21 protein-coding genes are annotated in these 19,613 nt (G+C 71.6%); 8 read left to right on the top strand and 13 right to left on the bottom strand.

Annotated elements, in window-relative coordinates; all coding sequences use genetic code 11:
* Positions 1-17: 17 nt before the first annotated feature.
* The gene (lhgO, locus tag IEZ25_RS06495) at positions 18-1,217 is read right to left on the bottom strand and encodes an L-2-hydroxyglutarate oxidase (RefSeq protein ID WP_191198575.1); all 1,200 of its coding nucleotides are present in this window, start codon (positions 1,215-1,217) and stop codon (positions 18-20) included.
* Positions 1,218-1,284: 67 nt separating this feature from the next.
* Here lhgO and arfB point away from each other — a divergent pair, with 67 nt between their 5' ends.
* On the top strand, positions 1,285-1,719 hold the full coding sequence (gene arfB / locus IEZ25_RS06490; RefSeq protein ID WP_191198574.1) for an alternative ribosome rescue aminoacyl-tRNA hydrolase ArfB: 435 nt from the start codon (positions 1,285-1,287) through the stop codon (positions 1,717-1,719).
* Here the strand turns inward: arfB and purE are convergent.
* The 6 genes from purE to IEZ25_RS06460 all read right to left on the bottom strand — a co-directional run bounded on the left by purE (position 1,716) and on the right by IEZ25_RS06460 (position 6,187).
* Positions 1,716-2,252 (bottom strand): 5-(carboxyamino)imidazole ribonucleotide mutase, encoded by a 537-nt coding sequence (purE, locus tag IEZ25_RS06485; protein WP_191198573.1) that lies wholly within the window; start codon positions 2,250-2,252, stop codon positions 1,716-1,718. The genes arfB and purE overlap by 4 nt on opposite strands.
* Before the next feature lie 3 nt (positions 2,253-2,255).
* Positions 2,256-3,425 (bottom strand): 5-(carboxyamino)imidazole ribonucleotide synthase, encoded by a 1,170-nt coding sequence (locus tag IEZ25_RS06480; protein WP_191198572.1) that lies wholly within the window; start codon positions 3,423-3,425, stop codon positions 2,256-2,258.
* Between the two features lie 42 nt (positions 3,426-3,467).
* Positions 3,468-3,785, bottom strand: a complete 318-nt coding sequence (locus tag IEZ25_RS06475) for a winged helix-turn-helix domain-containing protein (protein ID WP_191198571.1) — start codon at positions 3,783-3,785, stop codon at positions 3,468-3,470.
* 82 nt (positions 3,786-3,867) lie between these two features.
* Complete coding sequence (locus tag IEZ25_RS06470; RefSeq protein ID WP_191198570.1) at positions 3,868-4,875, bottom strand: adenylate/guanylate cyclase domain-containing protein; 1,008 nt, start codon at positions 4,873-4,875, stop codon at positions 3,868-3,870.
* Positions 4,865-5,374 (bottom strand): PH domain-containing protein, encoded by a 510-nt coding sequence (locus IEZ25_RS22155; RefSeq protein ID WP_191198569.1) that lies wholly within the window; start codon positions 5,372-5,374, stop codon positions 4,865-4,867. Before IEZ25_RS22155 ends, IEZ25_RS06470 begins: the two co-directional genes overlap by 11 nt.
* A gap of 12 nt (positions 5,375-5,386) precedes the next feature.
* On the bottom strand, positions 5,387-6,187 hold the full coding sequence (locus IEZ25_RS06460) for a biotin--[acetyl-CoA-carboxylase] ligase (protein WP_191198568.1): 801 nt from the start codon (positions 6,185-6,187) through the stop codon (positions 5,387-5,389).
* Positions 6,188-6,306: 119 nt separating this feature from the next.
* Between IEZ25_RS06460 and IEZ25_RS06455 the strand changes: the two genes are divergently transcribed.
* The 6 genes from IEZ25_RS06455 to IEZ25_RS06430 are packed head-to-tail and all read left to right on the top strand — an operon-like array spanning position 6,307 to position 11,567.
* On the top strand, positions 6,307-7,884 hold the full coding sequence (locus tag IEZ25_RS06455; RefSeq protein WP_191198729.1) for an acyl-CoA carboxylase subunit beta: 1,578 nt from the start codon (positions 6,307-6,309) through the stop codon (positions 7,882-7,884).
* A complete protein-coding gene (locus tag IEZ25_RS06450; protein ID WP_191198567.1) occupies positions 7,881-8,105 on the top strand; it encodes an acyl-CoA carboxylase subunit epsilon in 225 nt (74 codons plus the stop codon). Before IEZ25_RS06455 ends, IEZ25_RS06450 begins: the two co-directional genes overlap by 4 nt.
* A 43-nt stretch (positions 8,106-8,148) precedes the next feature.
* Positions 8,149-9,837: a DUF885 domain-containing protein gene (locus IEZ25_RS06445; RefSeq protein WP_191198566.1), complete on the top strand. Its 1,689-nt coding sequence runs from the start codon at positions 8,149-8,151 to the stop codon at positions 9,835-9,837.
* Positions 9,834-10,433, top strand: coding sequence for a Maf family protein (locus tag IEZ25_RS06440; RefSeq protein ID WP_191198565.1), 600 nt, complete (start codon positions 9,834-9,836; stop codon positions 10,431-10,433). Before IEZ25_RS06445 ends, IEZ25_RS06440 begins: the two co-directional genes overlap by 4 nt.
* Before the next feature lie 37 nt (positions 10,434-10,470).
* Positions 10,471-11,103: a CDP-alcohol phosphatidyltransferase family protein gene (locus tag IEZ25_RS06435; protein WP_318152075.1), complete on the top strand. Its 633-nt coding sequence runs from the start codon at positions 10,471-10,473 to the stop codon at positions 11,101-11,103.
* On the top strand, positions 11,103-11,567 hold the full coding sequence (locus IEZ25_RS06430) for a YqaA family protein (RefSeq protein ID WP_191198563.1): 465 nt from the start codon (positions 11,103-11,105) through the stop codon (positions 11,565-11,567). The genes IEZ25_RS06435 and IEZ25_RS06430 overlap by 1 nt, the downstream gene beginning before the upstream one ends.
* Positions 11,568-11,583: 16 nt before the next feature.
* On the opposite strand, the gene IEZ25_RS06425 is transcribed toward IEZ25_RS06430, so the two are convergent.
* From IEZ25_RS06425 to IEZ25_RS06410, 4 genes are all read right to left on the bottom strand, one after another.
* A complete protein-coding gene (locus IEZ25_RS06425; RefSeq protein WP_191198562.1) occupies positions 11,584-12,801 on the bottom strand; it encodes an ABC transporter permease in 1,218 nt (405 codons plus the stop codon).
* Complete coding sequence (locus tag IEZ25_RS06420) at positions 12,798-13,679, bottom strand: ABC transporter ATP-binding protein (protein ID WP_191198561.1); 882 nt, start codon at positions 13,677-13,679, stop codon at positions 12,798-12,800. Before IEZ25_RS06420 ends, IEZ25_RS06425 begins: the two co-directional genes overlap by 4 nt.
* 72 nt (positions 13,680-13,751) lie before the next feature.
* A complete protein-coding gene (locus IEZ25_RS06415) occupies positions 13,752-14,432 on the bottom strand; it encodes a response regulator (RefSeq protein WP_191198560.1) in 681 nt (226 codons plus the stop codon).
* An 8-nt stretch (positions 14,433-14,440) separates the two neighbouring features.
* Positions 14,441-15,778, bottom strand: a complete 1,338-nt coding sequence (locus tag IEZ25_RS06410) for a sensor histidine kinase (RefSeq protein ID WP_191198559.1) — start codon at positions 15,776-15,778, stop codon at positions 14,441-14,443.
* A gap of 78 nt (positions 15,779-15,856) precedes the next feature.
* Between IEZ25_RS06410 and IEZ25_RS06405 the strand changes: the two genes are divergently transcribed.
* Complete coding sequence (locus IEZ25_RS06405) at positions 15,857-16,192, top strand: YnfA family protein (RefSeq protein WP_191198558.1); 336 nt, start codon at positions 15,857-15,859, stop codon at positions 16,190-16,192.
* A gap of 21 nt (positions 16,193-16,213) precedes the next feature.
* Here the strand turns inward: IEZ25_RS06405 and IEZ25_RS06400 are convergent, their stop codons facing one another.
* Positions 16,214-17,413 carry an acyl-CoA dehydrogenase family protein gene (locus IEZ25_RS06400; RefSeq protein WP_191198557.1) on the bottom strand — a complete coding sequence of 400 codons (1,200 nt, stop codon included), beginning with the start codon at positions 17,411-17,413 and terminating at the stop codon, positions 16,214-16,216.
* 53 nt (positions 17,414-17,466) lie between these two features.
* On the bottom strand, positions 17,467-19,515 hold the full coding sequence (locus IEZ25_RS06395; protein WP_191198556.1) for an ElyC/SanA/YdcF family protein: 2,049 nt from the start codon (positions 19,513-19,515) through the stop codon (positions 17,467-17,469).
* Positions 19,516-19,613 lie beyond the last annotated feature (98 nt).

The raw sequence follows: 19,613 nt of genomic DNA, 5'->3' as shown, positions 1-19,613 counted from the left end.
CCTACGGGCTCGCCGGCTCAGCCCCAGGCCTGGTCGAGCACGTGAGCCGCGATCGCCAGGCTCGACGTGGCGCCCGGCGAGGGTGCGTTGCGCACGCACGTGACGCCGTCGGCGCTGGTGATCCGGAAGTCGTCGACCAGGCTGCCGTCGCGATCGACCGCCTGGGCACGTACGCCGCTGCCCGCCCGTCGCACGTCGGCGACGCCGATGTCCGGGACGTAGGCCGAGGCCCGCCGCATGAAGGCGCGCTGGGACGCCGAGCCGATCACCTCGTCGATGCCGGTGCGCCAGTGGGCGCGGGCGAGGTGCCAGAAGCCGGGCCACGCGAGCACGTCACGGAGGTCGCCGGCGGAGACGTCGCGGAGCCGGTAGCCCTCGCGCTTGGTGGCGAGCACCGCGTTCGGTCCGACCTCGAGGGTGCCGTCGACACGGCGGGTGAAGTGCACGCCGAGGAACGGGTACTGCGGGTCGGGCACGGGGTAGACCATGCCTCGCACCATGTCCTGCTTGGCCGTGCTGACACCGAGGTACTCCCCGCGGAACGGCAGGATCGCCGGTGCCCGCTCGCCGTCGACGAGCGCGGAGACCCGGTCGGCGTAGAGGCCGGCGGCGACCACGACGTGGTCGAAGCGCAGCGGCGCCGGATCGCCCTCGAGACGCACCGTCACCCCTCCCGCGTGCCGCTGGATGTCGACGACCCTCACGCCCAGCCGCACCTCACCCCCCGCTGCGACGACCTCCCCGGCCAGCGCCCGGGTGATCGCCGGGTAGTCGGTGATCGCGGTCTCCGGCGAGTGGAGCGCGGCCAGGCCGACGGCGTGCGGCTCGACCTCGCGGATCTCGGACGGCGACAGGCGGCGCAGCCCGGGGACCTTGTTGTCCGTGGCGGTCCGCTCGAGGGCGTCGAAGCGTCCCATCTCGTCACGGTCGACGGCGACGACGAGCTTGCCGCAGGCGTCGTAGGCGATCGCGTGCTCGGCGCAGAAGTCCCGCAGCAGTCCACGACCGCGGGTGCAGAGCTCGGCCTTCAGGCTGCCGGGCTTGTAGTAGATGCCGGCGTGCACGACGCCGGAGTTGTGCCCGGTCTGGTGCGCGGCGAGGTGGTCCTCCTTCTCGAGCACGACGACCTGCGTGCCGGGTCGGCGACGGACGACCTCACGCGCGATCGCGACGCCGAGGATGCCCCCACCGACCACGCCGACCCTCTGCTCCCCCACAGGGACGACGGTGGTGCGTGACGACCTCGTCGTCAAGCCGGACCGCCGGACCTCCCACAATGGAGGTATGCGCGAGCTTCACGTCCCCGCCGGCCCGGGCCTGCCCGAGGGCCTGGTCGTGCCTGCCGCCGAGCTCGTGGAGCGCTTCACGAAGTCGCCGGGGCCCGGTGGTCAGTCCGTCAACACCACCGACTCGCGGGTGGAGCTGGACTACGACGTCGCGTCCTCCTCGGCGCTCACCGACACCCAGCGGGCCCGAGCCCTGCGTCGCTGGCCGTCGGGCACGGTGAGCATCGCGGCGTCCGAGCACCGCTCGCAGCACCGCAACCGGGTGGCCGCACGCGAGCGACTGGCCGACCTGCTCCGCTCGGCCCTCGCGCCCCCGCCACCGCCACGTCGAGCGACGAAGCCGTCGCGTGGCGCCAAGGAGCGACGGCTGAAGGCGAAGAAGGAGCGGGCCTCGACGAAGTCCCTGCGCGGACGGGTGCGGGACCGGGACTAGAAGCCGACCTTGCGGCCGGTGCCGGCCGCGGCCTGACGTACGACGTCGCCCTTGGCGTGGGCGGTCTCGGCGAGCGAGGCCTGGTAGTCGACGAGGCGCTGCTGGAGCCCGGCGTCGCTGGTGCCGAGGATCCGCGCGGCGAGGATGCCGGCGTTCTTGGCGTTGCCGATGGCGACCGTGGCGACCGGGATGCCGCCGGGCATCTGCACGATCGAGAGCAGCGAGTCCATGCCGTCGAGGTACTTCAGCGGGACGGGAACGCCGATGACGGGCAGCGGCGTGACACTGGCGAGCATCCCGGGCAGGTGGGCCGCGCCACCGGCGCCGGCGATGACCACCGACAGACCACGGGTGTGCGCCTCCTGGCCCCACGCGATCATCTCGGTCGGCATCCGGTGCGCCGAGACCACGCCGGCCTCCCACGCCACGCCGAGCTCGGTGAGGACCTCGCCCGCGGCCTGCATGACCGGCCAGTCGGAGTCGGACCCCATCACGATGCCGACCTTCACGGCCTGCTGCTGCGTCTCACTCATCACTCACTCGCTCTCGTTGCCGAGGTCGCCGCGGAACCACGCGGCGGCGTGCCGGGCGCGCTCGAGGCAGTCCTCGAGGTCGTCGCCGTAGGCGTTGACGTGTCCGACCTTGCGACCGGGCCGCAGGTCCTTGCCGTAGAAGTGCACCCGCAGCTGCGGGTCGCGGGCCATCGCGTGCGGGAGACCGTCGTAGAGCCGGCCGGTGTCGGTGGGTCCACCGAGGATGTTGACCATCACGGTCCAGCGCGCGCGGGGGGCCGGTGAGCCCAGCGGGAGGTCCATGACGGCGCGGAGGTGGTTCTCGAACTGGGACGTCACGGCGCCGTCCTGGGACCAGTGGCCGGTGTTGTGGGGGCGCATGGCCAGCTCGTTGACCAGGATCCGGCCGTCGGTCGTCTCGAAGAGCTCGACGGCGAGGATGCCCGTGACGTCGAGCGCACCGGCGATCCGCAGGGCGATCTCCTGCGCCTGACCGGCGAGGGCGGGCGAGAGGTCCGGCGCGGGGGCGACCACCTCGTGGCAGATCCCGTCGAGCTGGGTGGACGCCACGACCGGGTACGACGCCGCCTGGCCGCTGGGCGACCGGGCGACCAGCGCCGACAGCTCGCGGCGGAAGTCGACGAGCTCTTCGGCCAGCACCTCCACGCCGGCAGCCGCGGCCGCGTCGAACGCGGCCTGCGCCTCTCCGACCGCGCGGACCACCCAGACGCCCTTGCCGTCGTAGCCGCCGCGGGTGGTCTTGAGGACGCAGGGCAGGCCGAACGCCTCGACGTCGTCGGTCGAGGTGACGACCGCGTTGCGTGGGCACGGCACGTCGAGCTCGGCGAGGCGGCGTCGCATCACGGCCTTGTCCTGGGCGTGCACGAGGGCGTCGGGGCCCGGGCGCACCGCGATCCCGTCCGCGGCGAGGGCGTGCAGGTGCGCGGTCGGCACGTGCTCGTGGTCGAAGGTGACGACGGTGGCGCCCCCGGTGACCCGCTTGAGCGTGTCGAGGTCGGTGTAGTCACCGACGAGCTGGTCGGGGATGACCTGGGCGGCGGAGACGCCCTCGGCCTCGGCGAGCAGGCGCAGCGGGAGGCCGAGCGCGATGGCGGGCTGCGCCATCATCCGGGCCAGCTGACCGCCCCCGATGACGGCGAGCGTGGGAGCACGGTGGGAACCGGTCGAGGACACGGCGCGAGCCTATAGAAGGCTCGCGACGCAGGACCGGCCGGCTCAGCGCGCGACCGCGTCCGCGGAGGTCTCGAAGCGCAGGCCGCGACCGCGATGGGTGGTGATGAGGGTGGGCCTGCGCGGGTCGTCGTCGAGCTTGCGGCGCAGCCAGCCCAGGTGAACGTCGATGGTCTTGGAGTTGGTGTAGAAGGACGTCTGCCACACGTCGGCCATCAGCTCGCTCCGCGTGACGATGTCGCCGGGGCGCTCCATCAGCGCGTGCAGGAGCTGGAACTCCTTGCGCGAGAGGCGGATCTCGCGATCGCCCCGCCACACCTGTCGGGTGGAGGGGTCCAGTCGAACGTCTTGCACAGCCAGCACGGGCCGAACGTAGGCAGCGCGGGCGCGGATGGTGCAGCTTTTGGGCGAGAAATGGACGAGTGGTCCAGTCCACCTCGCAGACTCAGCGGCGACGCACGGCGACCGGCTCGACGAGTCCGAACCCGCGCACCGGGCGGGCCGGCAGGCGACGGTTCTCCCACTCGTCGGGCGGCAGGAGGTCGGCGGTGTTCTGGTCGACGATGAGCCGGTTGCGACGCGCCACCTGGGTGAGCCGGGCGGCCATGTTGACCGGGGGGCCGAAGATGTCGCCGAGACGCTGGATGACGGGCCCGCTGGCCAGCCCCAGGCGTACGTCGGGCATCTTGGCGTCACGGCCGATGACGTTGATGATGCCCTCGGCGACCCCGACCGACTCCTCGGCGGTGTTGGTGACGAAGAGGACGGAGTCGCCCAGGCTCTTGATGATCCGGCCGGCATAGCGCGCCACCACGTCCTGGCAGCGGCTCTCGAAGACCTCCACCAGGTCGCCGATCTCGGTGCGGTCCAGGGTGTTGGACAGGGCGGTGAAGGAGACCAGGTCGGCGAAGCCGACGGTCACGTCGATGGTGTGGAGGTCCTCGTCTTTCGCGCCCATCGCCTCGATGCGGCCGACGGCGGCGGCGAGGTGGCGACGCCAGGCGTAGACGAGCAGCCGCTCGAACGGCGGGTTGACCTCGTCGATCAGGCGCAGCGCGGAGCCGATCCGCGAGCCCGTGGCCTCCTCACCCGCCTCCATCTCCTCCACCCGGCTGACCAGGGTGGAGACCTCCCAGTCGGCGAGCCGCGCCATGGTCTGGCCGACGCCGCGGGTGAGGTTGACGGCCGTGTCGAAGTCGACGGCGCCGGCCTCCACGAAGCTCATCAGGGTCGAGACGGCCTCGACGTCGGCCGCGGTGTAGGCCTTCTCGCCACTGAACTCGGGGAACCCCAGGGCACGCCACAACCGGCGGGTCTCCTCGACCGTCACGCCGGTCTCGGTGGCCACCTCGAGCGCGTTGAAGCGGGGCTTGCTGCGCAGGATCGCCTCGTCGAGGGCCTCGCCCGCGGGCCGGTCGGGCGTCTCGCCGCGCTGCTGGCGATCAGGTGCCATCGTCGCGACGGTGCGAGTCGCCGCCCGAGAGGCGGTGCAGCTCGTCGGAGACCTGCAGCTGGACCTTCTCGACGTTCGGGATGTCGTAGAGCTCCACGCTGCCGTCGGTGCTGGCGTCGGAGACGACCAGCGTGCCGCAGCCGAAGATCCGGTCGATCACGCCGATCTCGAAGTCCACGCCGCTGATCCGGTTGAGCGGGATCGTGCGGCCCTCCTTGGAGATGAAGCCGGAACGCTTGATGAAACGGCGGTTGGTGAAGGTGTAGGTCGTGGTGAGCCACGTCAGGAACGGCCCGACGAGGAACCACAGCACCACCGCCAGGAACAGCACCCAGATCACCAGACGCGCGATCGAGTTGTCGACCAGGCCGTTGACGAACAGCGCCAGGGCCAGCGCGACGAGCACCCCGAGCCCCGGCACGATCAGGGCCTTGACGTGCGTGCGGGTGGAGACGACGACGTGCTCACCGGCGTTGAGGAGCTTGCTCGGATATGCCACGCCTCGATCATGTCACCTGGCGGGCCGCACGTGCACCACATCGCCCGCGGCGACGGTGAAGGCGCCGTCGTCGGTGCCGACCACGAGCGCACCGGTCGCGTCGATGTCGAGGGCCTCGCCGCGGCGTACGTCGCCGGCGGGCAGGTGCACGTCGACGGTCTTGCCGAGCGTGACGCACACGTCGGCGTAGGCCGCGCGCAGCGACTCGGTGTCGTCCAGCAGACCCTGGAGCCCGTGCAGCGACCCGAGCACCTGTCCCAGCAGGCCGGTGCGCTCGACGGGTTCGCCGGTCTCCAGCGCGACCGACGTGGCGAGCGCGATCGGCAGCTCGTCGAGCGTCTGGTCGACGTTGATGCCGACCCCGACGACGGCCATCGGACCGCCCGTGGTCTCGACCCGCTCGACCAGGATCCCGCACACCTTGCGGCCCACCCCGAGCTCGGCGTCGACGAGCACGTCGTTGGGCCACTTCAACGCGATGTCTGGCAGCCGGTCGGCCAGCGCGGCCTGGACGGCGTACCCCGTCAGGAGCGGCAGCCACGACCACGAGGTCGGGGGCAGGTCGGGGCGCAGCAGGACCGAGAAGGTCAGCGAGGAGCGGGGAGGCGTCTCCCACACGCGGTCGAGGCGCCCGCGCCCGGCGGTCTGGTGCTCGGTGACCAGCACGAGGCCGGGCTCCTCGCCCGCGCGGGCCCGCTCGGCGAGGACGGCGTTGGTCGACGCAGTCGCCTCCTCGACCTCCACCCGCCAGCCGAGGGGTGTCGCCAGCCGGTCGAGGTCGAGGGGTGGGCGCGAGTCCGGGTCGAGCGTCATAGGCACTAGATTGCCCGAGAGGTAGTCATCCCCGGGCACTGACCAGTCAGCAAACAGGAGGCCATCGCGTGACCGCACAGCCAGGTGTTGGTACGGACGTCCCGTCGCAGGAGTCGGGCATCGACATCCACACGACGGCGGGCAAGCTCGCCGACCTCGAGCGGCGGCTCGACGAGGCGGTGCACGCAGGGTCCGCGCAGGCGATCGAGAAGCAGCACGCCAAGGGACGCAAGACCGCCCGCGAGCGCATCGAGATGCTCTTCGACGAGGGCACCTTCGTCGAGCTCGACGAGCTCGCCCGGCACCGCTCGACCGCGTTCGGGCTGGAGAAGACGCGCCCCTACGGCGACGGCGTCGTGACCGGCTACGGCGAGGTCAACGGCCGCATGGTGTGCGTGTTCAGCCAGGACTTCACCGTCTTCGGCGGCTCGCTGGGCGAGGTCTACGGCGAGAAGATCACCAAGGTGATGGACCTCGCGATCAAGACCGGCTGCCCGATCATCGGCATCAACGAGGGCGCCGGGGCGCGCATCCAGGAGGGCGTGGTCTCCCTGGGCCTCTACGGCGAGATCTTCCGCCGCAACGTCCACGCCTCCGGCGTGATCCCGCAGATCAGCCTGATCATGGGCAACTGCGCCGGCGGGCACGTCTACTCCCCCGCCGTCACCGACTTCACGATCATGGTCGACCAGACCTCAGCGATGTTCATCACCGGACCCGACGTCATCAAGACCGTCACCGGCGAGGACGTCACGATGGAGGACCTCGGCGGCGCCCGGACCCACAACACCAAGTCCGGCAACGCCCACTACATGGCCACTGATGAGGAGGACGCCATCGAGTACGTCAAGTCGATGCTGTCGTTCCTCCCCCAGAACAACCTCGACGAGTCGCCGTCGTTCGACGAGTCCCCCGAGATGGAGGTCACCGACCTCGACCGCGCGCTCGACACGATCATCCCCGACGGCGCGAACCAGCCCTACGACATGCACGACGTCATCACCGCGGTCCTGGACGACGAGGACTTCCTCGAGGTCCAGGAGCTCTTCGCGCCCAACATCCTCATCGGCTTCGGCCGCGTCGAGGGCCAGTCGGTCGGCATCGTGGCCAACCAGCCGATGCAGTTCGCCGGCTGCCTCGACATCGACGCCTCCGAGAAGGCCGCCCGGTTCGTCCGGTTCTGCGACGCCTTCAACATCCCCGTCCTGACCTTCGTCGACGTGCCCGGCTTCCTGCCCGGCACCGACCAGGAGTGGGACGGCATCATCCGCCGCGGCGCGAAGCTCATCTACGCCTACGCCGAGGCCACCGTCCCGCTGATCACGATCATCACCCGCAAGGCCTACGGCGGTGCCTACGACGTGATGGGCTCCAAGCACCTCGGCGCCGACATCAACGTCGCCTGGCCCACCGCCCAGATCGCCGTCATGGGCGCCCAGGGCGCGGCCAACATCGTCCACCGCCGCACCCTCAAGGCCGTCGAGACCGAGGGGGGCGACGTCGAGGCCCGACGCGCCGAGCTCATCGACGAGTACGAGACCACGCTCGCCAACCCCTACATCGCGGCCGAGCGCGGCTACGTCGACGCCGTCATCGCGCCCCACGAGACCCGCGTCGAGATCATCCGCTCGCTGCGCCTGCTCCGCTCCAAGCGCGAGACCCTCCCGGCCAAGAAGCACGGGAACATCCCGCTGTGACCTCTGAGGACAACGTCGAGCAGCCGCTGCTGCGGGTCGTCAACCCCGATGCCACGCCGGAGGAGGTCGCCGCGCTCGTGGCGGTCTTCTCCGCGCTCGGCTCGGCGGGCGTCGACGCACCGAAGCGGCCACGGCCCGCGTGGAGCAACCCCGCCCGCGGCGTACGTCGTACGCACCGCCACGGACTCGGGGGCTGGCGCGCCAGCGGCCTGCCCCGCTGAACGAAACCCCCTACGGTCCTGACGCAAGGCTAGGGTCGGTGCCGTGACCACCCGCACCATCGATGCTCTCTGTGACGCCTACGTCGACGACTACTGCGCGCTCGACCCGCTGACCGCCACCTCGATCGGGGTGGCCGGCCACGAGCACGAGATGACCGACTACTCCCCCGCCGGCTTCGACGCCCGCGAGGCGCTCGCCCGGCAGGTCGTCGCGGCGGTGGAGGCCGCGACACCGGCCGACGACCGAGAGGCTGCGGCGAAGGATGCGTTCCTCGAGCGCACCCGCCTCGAGATCGAGCTCGAGGACGCCGGCGTCAACCGCTCGCGGATGTCGGTGCTGTGGAGCCCGCTGCACGAGATCCGCGGCGTCTTCGACCTGATGCCGACCGAGGGCGAGGCGGCCGTCGCCGCGATCGCGGCCCGGCTCGCCGGCGTACCGGCGGCGCTGGAGGGCCTGCGCGTCACGCTGTCCGACGAGGCGCGCAAGGGCCACGTCGTCGCGGCACGCCAGTACGCCGAGGTGGCCGAGCAGGTGCGTCGCTGGACCGGCCAGGTGGGCGAGGCGGGCGACTTCTACCTGGGCCTGGTCGAGCGGCTGGTCGCCGACGACAAGGACGAGCTCCGTGCGCTCGCGAGTGCCGCCAGCGCCGCCACGGCGGCGTTCGGCCTGTTCCTCAGCGACGAGATGGAGCCGCAGGGCCTCGACAAGGAGGGTGTCGGGCGCGAGGTCTACGCGCTGGCCAGCCGCTACTTCCTCGGCGCTGCGGTCGACCTCGACGAGACCTACGCATGGGGCTGGGACGAGCTCCAGCGGCTCTCCGACCTGATGCACACCACCGCCGAGCGGATCGTGCCGGGCGCCGACGTCGACGCCGCGGTCGCGCATCTCGACGCCGACCCGGCCCGCGTGGTCCACGGTCGCGAGGAGTTCCGCGGCTGGATGCAGGAGCTGGCAGACCGCACCATCGCGGCGATGGCTGACGTGCACTTCGACATCCCGGAGCCGATCCGCCGGATCGAGTGCATGCTCGCACCCACCAACGACGGCGGCATCTACTACACCGGCCCGTCCGAGGACTTCGAGCGTCCGGGCCGCATGTGGTGGTCGGTGCCCGACGGGATCGACGACTTCCACCCGTGGCGCGAGGTCACGACCGTCTTCCACGAGGGTGTGCCGGGACATCACCTCCAGGTGGCGCAGACCGCCTACCGCAGTGACACCCTCAACCGGTGGCAGCGACTGATGTGCTGGTGCAGCGGCCACGGCGAGGGCTGGGCGCTCTACGCGGAGCGGCTGATGGAGGAGCTCGGCTTCCTCGACGACCCGGCCGACCTGCTCGGCATGCTCGACGGGCAGTCGATGCGTGCGGCCCGGGTGATCGTCGACATCGGGATGCACCTCGAGCTCACGATCCCGGATGACAACCGGCTCGGAGCCGGCGGCACCGCGTTCCACCCCGGCGAGACCTGGACGCCCGAGCTGGGGCTGGAGTTCATGCGGCTGCACTGCCGGATGGACGACGAGGTCATCCAGTTCGAGGTCAAGCGCTACCTGGGGCTCCCCGGCCAGGCGCCGTCCTACAAGGTCGGCGAGCGGATCTGGCTCGAGGCGCGCGCCGGCGTGCAGGAGCGGCAGGGCGACGACTTCGACCTCAGGACCTTCCACCGCGCGGCGCTCGACCTGGGCTCGCTCGGGCTCGACCCGTTGCGCGCGGCGCTGGATCGCCTGTGACGGCACGGCTGGTCCTGGCCTCCGCCTCCCCCGCACGTCGTACGACGCTGCGCGCGGCGGGGCTCGACCCGATCGTCATCGTCAGCGGGGTGGACGAGTCCCAGCTGACCGACCTGCCCCCGGCGGAGCTGGCCCTGCAGCTCGCCGGGCTCAAGTGCGCGGCAGTCGCGGAGCGCGCGGACCTGCCTCCCGACGCCCTCGTGCTCGGCTGCGACTCGGTGCTCGAGATCGACGGCGAGGCGCTCGGCAAGCCGCACGACCCGGCGGAGGCGAGGCGGCGCTGGCAGGCGATGCGCGGCCGGTCCGGGGTGCTGCACAGCGGCCACTGCCTGCGCGACGTCGCCACGGGCCGGACGGCTGCTGCCACGGGCTCGACCGTGGTCCACTTCGCCGATGTCAGCGACGCCGAGATCGACGCCTACGTCGCCACCGGCGAGCCGCTCGAGGTCGCCGGAGCCTTCACCATCGACGGGATCGGTGGCGCGTTCGTGACCCGCATCGAGGGCGACCACCACAACGTGATCGGGGTGAGCCTGCCCCTGCTGCGCGATCTCGTCCTCGAGCTCGGCCATGCGTGGCCGGACCTGTGGTCCTGACCGGCTAGCATTCTCCGACGTGGGAGGCGGGGAGAGCGTGACGTCCGAGCGTGTCCGGGCACAGCCCGTTCCCGATCCCGACAACCTCTACGGCGTGCGCGAGGAACGGCTGCTCACCGGCGCCACCGTGATCACCGCGGTCCGCACCATCGCCTCGGTCGTGCTCGCCGCGCTCGCGGCGCACCAGGAGAGCCTGACCCTGCTCGTCGTCGCGCTCGGCGTCTACTGGCTGGGCGACATGCTTGACGGGTTCTACGCCCGCGTCCGGGACTGCGAGACCCGCATCGGCGCGGTCCTCGACATCCTCTGCGACCGGCTCAACGCCGCGGCGTTCTACATCGGGCTGGCATGGCTCCAGCCCGACCTGTCACCGGCGATCTTCGTCTACCTCGCCGAGTTCATGGTGGTCGACTGCTTCCTGTCGATCGCCTTCCTGGCCTGGCCGGTGCGCAGCCCCAACTACTTCTTCGTCATCGACCGGCCGATCTGGCTGTGGAACTGGTCCAAGCCCGCCAAGGCCGTCAACAGCGCGCTCTTCGCCGTGCTGCTCCTGGTCACCGGGTGGATGTGGGTCGGCCTGGCCATCGCCACCGCCCTGCTGGTCCTCAAGTGCGTCTCGCTGCACCGTCTGGTGCGGATCGGACTCCCGGTGCCCGGAGCGCGCGCCTGATGGTGCTCTTCTGGAGCGTGCTGGGCGCGTCGATCGGCTCCGCCCTCCTGCCCCTCATCAACATCGAGGCGATCCTGGCCGTCGCTGTCAGCCAGGCCCCGAGCCACGCGTGGGGCCTGGTCGTCGCCGCCACGATCGGCCAGATGCTCGGCAAGATCCTCTGGTACTGGGGTGGCATGCACATCGAGCGTGCCCCCTGGGTCAACCGACAGCTGCAGAAGCCGAGGGCCAAGGCGGCCCTCGACAAGTGGCACCAACGGGCAGAAGGCCGGCCGTGGTTCACGGCCGGCCTTCTGTTCGTGTCCGCCTTCACCGGCTTCCCGCCGTACGCCGTCACCGCGGTGCTGGCCGGCATGCTGCGGGTGCCGATGTGGATCTTCCTGATCACCGGGACGCTGGGCCGGGGCCTGCGGTTCTGGGTCGTCGTCTACGGCGCCTCGTCGATCCTCGGCCTCTTCTCCTGAGCCTCCCGGCCCCGGCCTACTCGGCCGTGGACCACGCCTGGCGCAGGCTGACCCGACCCCCGGTCTGGAGCAGCGCCCTGCGGTAGAGACGCTCACCGACCATGACCGTGACCGCCGCGAACGCGGCCAGCAGGCCCAGCGCGAGGAGCGGCTCCCACCACTCGACGCCACCGGCGAGGATCCGCTTCGGCATCACGACCGCCGAGACCGGCGGGATGAACGACGCGATCACCTGGCCGCGGCCGTCGAGGGAGATGCCGCCGAAGAACATCACCAGCATCAGCATGGTGAGCGGCGTGGAGGTCGTCTGCAGGTCCTCGGCACGTGAGGCCAGCGACCCCGCGACCGCCCACAGGCAGGCCAGCGCGACGAAGCCGGCCAGGAAGAAGCCGATGAACCACGCGGCCGGCCCGGAGAGTGCCGGGACGTAGGAGGAGTACGACGTGAACGACAGCCCCACGAGCCCCACCGCGAGGTAGATCAGGAGCTGGATCATCGCCAGCGCGGTGTTGCCGAGCACCTTCCCGGCGAGCAGCTGGCGCAGCGGGATCGCCGCGGCGATGATCTCCACGATCCGGCTCTGCTTCTCCTCGATCACCGACGACGCGAGCTGCATGCCGAAGATCAGCGCGGACAGGTAGAACAGGAAGACGAACACGAAGCCGACGGCCTGCGCCACGGAGGCCTTCTCGGCGTCACCGCGCAGGAAGTCGGTGGACACGGTCGTCCCGGCCTCGAGGTCGGCGACCGACGTGCCGACCTTCGCGGCGTTGTCGGCCAGAACCGTCTGGCGCACGACGGTCTGCACCACGGTGGTCAGCGAGTCCTGCTCGCTGGACTCCGAGGTGAGCTGCCAGCCGTCGTCGGCGGGGTGGAGCCAGGCATCGATGTCGTCCTCACGCAGCGCAGCCTTGGCCGCGTCCTCGTCGTCGAGGTCGACGAGCGTGATCTTGACGCTGTCGTCGACCTCCGGCGCAGCGTCCTTGACCGCGGTCGCCATCGCGACCGCATCGGGCGTGGCACCGAGGGTGACGCTGTCGGTCTTGCCGTCCTGCCAGGCGGTGAAGCCGATGAAGCCTGCCAGCATCGCCACCATCAGCACGGTGCCGATGAGGAAGGACTTGTCGGTGATGCGCGAGACGACCTCACGCCGGGTGACCAGCAGCCACGCCGGCTCGTTGCCGCTCTCGGTCCGGGTGCGTCGGTCGTCGCTCGGGGTGTGCTGGGTGCTCATGCGGTGGCCTCCCGGTAGATCTCGCTCAGAGCCGGGCGCACCCGGACGAACTCGTGGACGTCGCCGCGGCTCGTGGCCTCGGCGACCAGGTGCTGCTCGGCACCCTCCTGCTGGACCTCGACCAGGGCGGTGGTGCCGTCCAGGTCGAGGACCTCGAGCCCACGGAGGTCGCGGACCCAGCCGGCGTCGCCGCCGAGGACCAGTCGGAAGCGCGGCACCCCCGCGTCGCGCAGCTCCGACACGGTCCCGGCGGCGACCCGGCGGCCATGGGACAGCACGACCAGTCGGTCGCACAGACGCTCGACGAGGTCGAGCTGGTGGCTGGAGAAGAGGACCGGCACGTCGTCACGGGTGTACTCGCGCAGCAGGTCGACCATCGAGTCGACCGCGACCGGGTCGAGCCCGGAGAACGGCTCGTCCAGGATCAGCGCGGCCGGCTTCGGCAGCACCGAGGCGATGATCTGCACCCGCTGCTGGTTGCCCAGCGAGAGCTTCTCGAGGTGGTCCTTGGCGCGCTCCCCGAGCCCGAAGCGCTCGAGGAGCTCCTGCACCTCGCTGCGCGCCTCGGTGCGGGCCATGCCCTTGAGCTGGGCGACGTACACCAGCTGGTCGAGGATCGGCTGCTTCGGGTAGAGGCCGCGCTCCTCGGGCATGTAGCCGAACGAGCGACGGTCCAGCCGGGTGATCGGGCGATCCCCCCACAGCACCTCTCCGTCGTCGATGCCGAGCACGCCCATGACCATCCGCATGGTCGTGGTCTTGCCCGCGCCGTTGCCGCCGACGAACCCCGTCATCAAGCCCGCGGGCACCTCGAAGGACACGCGGTCGACGGCTGTCTTGTCGCCGAACCGCCTGGTCAGCTCTCGGATCTCCAACATGGCCACGACGCTAGGGCCGCGGGCGCCGCGAGGGATCCCCCGTGCGTCGGAACCCCGCCCACGCGCGTCGGGTCACTCCTCCGTCGGGAGGATGAGTCCGGCCTCGTAGGCGAAGATCACCGCCTGCACCCGATCGCGCAGGTGCAGCTTGGCCAGCACGTTGGAGACGTGGGTCTTGACCGTCGCCTCGCCGAGGACGAGGTCGGCGGCGATCTCGGCGTTGGACAGGCCGCGCCCGAGCATCACGAGCACCTCGCGCTCGCGTGCGGTGAGGTGCGCGAGCTCCGCAGGCTCAGGCCGGTCGGTCGGCGCGTCCTCCCCCGCCATCCGGCCGATCACGCGCCGGGTCACCTCGGGGGCGAGCAGCGCGTGGCCGCGGCCGGCAGCGCGCACGGCGTCGAGGAGCTGCTCGGGACCGGCGTTCTTCAGCAGGAAGCCGCTCGCCCCTGCCTGGAGCGCGTCGAAGAGGTAGTCGTCGCGGTCGAAGGTCGTCACGATGACCACGTGACCGAGGTCGTCGGCGACGAGGTGCCGCGTCGCCTCGATGCCGTCCATCCGAGGCATCTGCACGTCCATCAGCACGACGTCGGGCCTCGTCACGCGCGCCATCTCGATGGCCTGCAGGCCGTCGGCGGCCTCGCCCACGACCTCGATGTCGTCCTCGACCGACAGCACCATCGCGAAGCCCGAGCGGACCATCGCGTGGTCGTCGACCAGCAGCACCCGCAACGGCTCGACCAGCCCGTTCGTCATGGCCCCGATCATGCCGAGCCCTTCAGCGGGTAGCGCACCCGGACCCGGTAGCCGCCGGTCATCCGGGGCCCGATGTCGACCTGTCCGTCGTGGGTCGCCGCGCGCTCGCGGATGCCGAGCTGGCCCAGCCCGCTGCCCGAGGTGCCGTGCCGCGGTCGGCCGTTGTCGACGACCTCCGCCTCGGCGTAGGGCCGCGGCTGGGCCTCGTCGATGCGTACGACGACCGAGACGGTGTCGGCGGTCGAGTGGCGGCGGACGTTGGTGAGCGCCTCCTGGACCGTGCGGTAGACCGCGAGCCCGATCCCTCGCGGGAGCCGTCCCGACGCACCGGGCTGGGTCTCGACCACGTCGAGGGTCACGGCCAGTCCCTGGCCGCCGACCTCGGCGACCAGGTCGGCGAGGTCGCAGACGCCCGCGTCGGTCGTGCGTCCCTCGTCGGTGGGGCTCGTGCGGTCGCCCGTGCTCTCGCGCAACGTCCCCAGCAGGTGGCGCATCTGGGTGACCGCGTCGCGAGAGGCCTCCTCGACGTGGGAGAGCGCCCTGCGTGCGGCGTCCGGGTCGCGGTCGAGGACCCGCCGCGCGGCACCCGCCTGGATGCCCATCGCGGACACGCCGTGGGCGACCACGTCATGGAGGTCGCGGGCGATGCGGAGCCTCTCGTCGACGACGGCCTGGTCGCGCAGACGGCCGGCCTGGGCAGCGATGGTGGTGGCCTGGGACTCCAACCGGGCGCGCTGGCGGGCAGCGCGCCACGACACGCCCCCACCCACGATCGCGCCGCCGAAGTAGAGGGCGTTGACGAGGAGGGTGATCAGCACCGCCGCGGGGATCGCCGGGAAGAAGCCGGTGGTCTCGCTCAGGTCCTCGTCGTCCATCCAGCCCTGCACGGCCGACCCGACGGCGAACTGCCAGCCGAGCCAGGCGAACATGAACAGGACGATGGTGCCCACCACGACCACCGTGGCCCGCCGGTCGCGTGCCCACGCGACACCGGAGAGCAGCGCGACGAAGTAGATGATCTGCAGCGACAGCTGCCCCATCACCTCCGGCATCGTCACCCCGGCGACGAACATGTGCGCCGCGGCCAGCAGGGCGACCGTGAGCGGCCACCGCCGTCGCCCGAGCAGCAGCACGGCGCCCGACGACACCGCCAGCCACTGCCCCCACCAGGGGATGTCGGTGTGGGTGAGCCCACCCGCGCTGCGCACCAGCTCGAGGGCCAGCAGGCTCACCGCCTCGACGCTCACAGCCAGCACGACGTCCTGCCGCCCCACGGCCGGGCGCGGGCGCTCCCACGTGTCGTCCACACCGAACCACTCGAGGGCGCGGGACGTCAGGCGGGGCATGGGGCGAGCGTAGGTCCCGCCGCCTCGCCCGGGATCCGCCGGGAGGCGGAGATCCGCACGACTGCCAGACTCTGCGCCATGACCGTCGCCAAGTCGCTCGTGCTCTTCGCGCTCGCCGCCGTCGCGGAGATCGGGGGTGCGTGGCTGGTGTGGCAGGGCGTGCGCGAGCACCGCGGCTGGCTCTGGATCGGGGCCGGCTTCATCGCGCTCGGCCTCTACGGCCTGGTCGCGACCCTGCAGCCCGACGCCGACTTCGGCCGCATCCTGGCGGCCTACGGCGGTGTGTTCGTCGCAGGGTCGTTGGCGTGGGGGATGGTGGTCGACGGCTTCCGCCCGGACCGCTACGACGTGGCCGGCGCGTGCATCTGCCTGGTCGGGGTCGCGGTGATCATGTACGCCCCGCGTCCGGCCTGAGCCACGCGCGGGCCGTGGGGCCTACTCGACCGGCAGGCCGAGGCCGCGCGCGATGAGCATCCGCTGGACCTCCGAGGTGCCCTCGCCGATCTCGAGGACCTTCGCGTCGCGGTAGAACCGCACGACCGGGTACTCCTCCATGAAGCCGTAGCCACCGAAGACCTGGGTCGCGATCCGCGTCGCCGTGACCGCCGACTCCGTCGCGTAGAGCTTCGCCACCGCAGCGGCCTGCTTGAAGGCGGCCATGCTGACCGACGAGGAGCCGGCGTCCATCGCGTCCTTCATGGCTGCCGCCTTGTAGGTCAGCAGCCGCGACGCGTCCAGCATCACCTGCAGGTCCGAGACCTGGAAGGCCACACCCTGCTTGCGCCCGATCGGCCCGCCGAAGGTCTGCCGCTCACCGGCGTACTGCAGCGACATGTCCAGGCACGCCTGGATGCACCCGACCGCGAGCGCGGCGATGGCGACCCGGCCGTCGTCGAGGGTCGCGAGGAACTGGGCGTATCCGCGCCCCCGCTCGCCCAGGAGGTTCGCCTCGGGCACCCGGGCGTCGGTGAACGACAGCGGGTGTGTGTCGGAGGCGTGCCAGCCGAGCTTGTCGTAGGCCTTCTCCGCGGTGAAGCCCGGCGTGTCGGACGGGACGATGATCGTCGAGATCTCCGCGCGCCCGTCGGAGCGCTCGCCGGTCCGGGCGGTGACCGTGACCAGCGAGGTGATCGACGATCCCGAGTTGGTGATGAACTGCTTGGCGCCGTTGACCACCCACTCACCGTCCGCGAGCACGGCCTTGGTCTTCGTCGCGCCGGCGTCCGAACCGGCGCCGGGCTCGGTCAGCCCGAACCCCGCGAGCCGCTCACCCGCCACCAGCGCCGGGAGCCAGTCCTTCTTCTGCGCGTCGGTGCCGTAGGTCAGGATCGGGTTGATGCCCAGACCGACGGCGGCCTCGAGCGTGATGCCCATCGACTGGTCGACCCGACCGATCTCCTCGATCGCCAGGCACAACGAGGTGAAGCCGCCGTCCTCGCCCGCCATCCCCGCACCGCCGAACTCCTCCGGTGCCGTGAGGCCCATCAACCCCAGCGCGCCCATCTTCGCCACCACATCGGTCGGGAAGTGGTGGTCGCGGTCCCACTGCGCCGCGTGCGGGGCGATCTCGGCCTCTGCGAAGTCGCGGACGCTGTGGCGGAACTGCTCGTGCTCGGGTGACAGCTCGAAGGTCATGACCGCACCTTAGCCCGAATGGTTAACGATCGCTAACCTCGCCGGTCGCGCGATCACCTCATCAGCACGAGGAGCGCGGTCGCGCCGGACACGAGGAAGAGCCCGAGCGACACCGAGAGGTGCGCCACGGGATTGCGCGCCAGCAGGGCCACGAACTCCCGCAGTGCCGCCGCGGGGAAGTAGTAGTGCGCGGTCGGCGCGCCGACCACCTGGGCCACCACACCGGCGTCCCGCGTGACCAGCGCGGCGCGGAAAGCGTGGAAGTCGTTGGTGGTGACGACCATCGGACCGTCGATCCCCCGCGCTCGGAGGAGGTCGCGCGAGAGCACGATGTTCTGCTGCGTGGTGCGGGACCCGGTCTCGGCCAGCACGCGGTCGGCCGGCGCACCCTGGTCCACGGCGTGGGCTGCCATCGCGGTGCCCTCGGCCATGGTCTCGTCGGGCCCCTGGCCGCCGGAGCACACCAGCACGGCCGCCGACTCCACCTCGTCGACGAGCTGGTCCAGCAGCACCTCGACGCCCCGGTCGACCCGGGCGGCGAGCAGCGGCGGCACCCGGTCCCCGAAGATCCGCGACCCGAGCACCACCACGGCGTCCACTCGACCGCGAGGAGGACGGCGGGCGTACCAGCGTCCGTAGCCCAGGAAGGCGACCACCAGGAACCCGAGGTAACCGAGCACCACGAGCGCACCCAGCGCTGCCGCAGCCACCCAGGGAAGATCGAGCGCGAGGGCCAGCACCAGGACGCCGGCGACGACGACGGGCGCCGCCCCGGTCGCGAGCGGCAGGAGGGTGGTCACGCTCAGCCCCTCCTTGCGGATCACGACCACGCCGTTGACCAGCAGGTAGGGCACGACCGCGACGGCGGCCGCCATCAGCAGCGCGCCGGCCACGACGTAGACCACGGCGCTCACGCGGGGGGCGACCGCGCCCACCGCCGCGAGGCCGGCCACGAGCACGTTGGCGGTCAGGACGGTGGCGACGACGGCCAGGCCCAGGCTGCGGGGATCGACACCGAGGGCACGCGTGCTCGTCCCGCGGTCCCGGGAGTCGACGAGGGTCGTGCGCGACGCGACCCCGGACAGCCCGCGCGGGTGACGCAGCACGACGTAGGCGGCGGACACGGCGAGGAGCAGGGTGCCCAGCCGCGAGAAGAGCTCGGTGCCGGTCAGGTCACCGAGCGCGGCGAGGACGAAGTAGGCCCCCGAACCCGTGGCCCACCGCGCCAGTCGTGAGATCACCGGTGGCGGCGCACCGTCGGGCCCGATCGGCCGGACGAAGGTGCTGAGCTGGCCGAGCGTGACGCCCCGCGCCGCCAGCGGGACGACCAGCAGCAGGAGGACGGACACCGCGAGGGTCGTGGCTCCGTCCACGCGGTCGAACGTGGCCCGGTCCGAGGTCCAGTCGGCCCGGCGGGCGGCGATCGTCACCGGCAGCAGCACGAGGAGCGTCACCAGGTAGACCGACACCACGTCGACCGCCATGCCGAGCAGGCGCCGCGCCCGGGTGACCCGGCGTGGCTGGTCGGTCGGCACGACCTCCTGGCCCGGGACCTTGGCGAGCAACGGCGCCAGTGCGACCCCGACCACCGCGCCCACGGTGTTGGTGAGGAGGTCGTCCACGTCGAACAGGCGGTAGGCGCACGGGTAGACGCCCCACACCCCCGTCAGCTGGGTCAGCTCGATGAGCAGGGAGGTGGCGAAGCCGAGCGCGACCACCGTGCGAGCACGCACCCCCGGGGCGAGGTGGCGTACGAGCATCCCGAACGGCACGAAGAGCGCCACGTTGAGCACGAGCTGCAGCAGCGCCGGGTCCCGGACGCCGTTGCGCCCGAGCTCGAGGTCCCGCAGGGAGGCGAGGGGAACCAGCTGCGGGCGGACGCCCGGCGAGCAGGAGATCGTGCTCGGGTCGGGAAGCGGGAGGATGGTGAAGGTCCACAGCGCCAACGCCGACACGATGGCTGCCACCGCGATGAGCGCGTGGCCGAACCCGAGCGTGCCGCGGCGTCGGTAGGTCCAGGCCACGTAGGGCACGAACGCCACCGGCACGAGCAGCGCGCCGAGCAGGATGGCCAGGACAGCAGACGTGCTGAAGCCGGTCACGGGGGAAGGCTAGAACACGTGGCGTCGACGTGGCCTCCATCACATCGGGCAGGAGTCCCGACGCCGTCCGGTCGCGGTAGCCTGCCCAGCGGTACGCA

The organism is Nocardioides hwasunensis, from assembly GCF_014779665.1.
Lineage (GTDB): Bacteria > Actinomycetota > Actinomycetes > Propionibacteriales > Nocardioidaceae > Nocardioides > Nocardioides hwasunensis.
The sequence above is the reverse complement of the archived record's forward strand: the minus strand, read 5'-3'. Positions and strand labels throughout refer to the sequence as shown.

Excerpts from the sequence above, each read along its gene's own strand:
- arfB (WP_191198574.1), top strand. The coding sequence starts at position 1,285 with ATGCGCGAGCTTCACGTCCCCGCCGGCCCGGGCCTGCCCGAGGGCCTG.
- purE (WP_191198573.1), bottom strand. The coding sequence starts at position 2,252 with ATGAGTGAGACGCAGCAGCAGGCCGTGAAGGTCGGCATCGTGATGGGG.
- IEZ25_RS06470 (WP_191198570.1), bottom strand. The coding sequence starts at position 4,875 with ATGGCACCTGATCGCCAGCAGCGCGGCGAGACGCCCGACCGGCCCGCG.
- IEZ25_RS06460 (WP_191198568.1), bottom strand. The coding sequence starts at position 6,187 with ATGACGCTCGACCCGGACTCGCGCCCACCCCTCGACCTCGACCGGCTG.
- IEZ25_RS06430 (WP_191198563.1), top strand. The coding sequence starts at position 11,103 with ATGGTGCTCTTCTGGAGCGTGCTGGGCGCGTCGATCGGCTCCGCCCTC.
- IEZ25_RS06425 (WP_191198562.1), bottom strand. The coding sequence starts at position 12,801 with ATGAGCACCCAGCACACCCCGAGCGACGACCGACGCACCCGGACCGAG.
- IEZ25_RS06420 (WP_191198561.1), bottom strand. The coding sequence starts at position 13,679 with ATGTTGGAGATCCGAGAGCTGACCAGGCGGTTCGGCGACAAGACAGCC.
- IEZ25_RS06415 (WP_191198560.1), bottom strand. The coding sequence starts at position 14,432 with ATGACGAACGGGCTGGTCGAGCCGTTGCGGGTGCTGCTGGTCGACGAC.
- IEZ25_RS06410 (WP_191198559.1), bottom strand. The coding sequence starts at position 15,778 with ATGCCCCGCCTGACGTCCCGCGCCCTCGAGTGGTTCGGTGTGGACGAC.
- IEZ25_RS06405 (WP_191198558.1), top strand. The coding sequence starts at position 15,857 with ATGACCGTCGCCAAGTCGCTCGTGCTCTTCGCGCTCGCCGCCGTCGCG.
- IEZ25_RS06400 (WP_191198557.1), bottom strand. The coding sequence starts at position 17,413 with ATGACCTTCGAGCTGTCACCCGAGCACGAGCAGTTCCGCCACAGCGTC.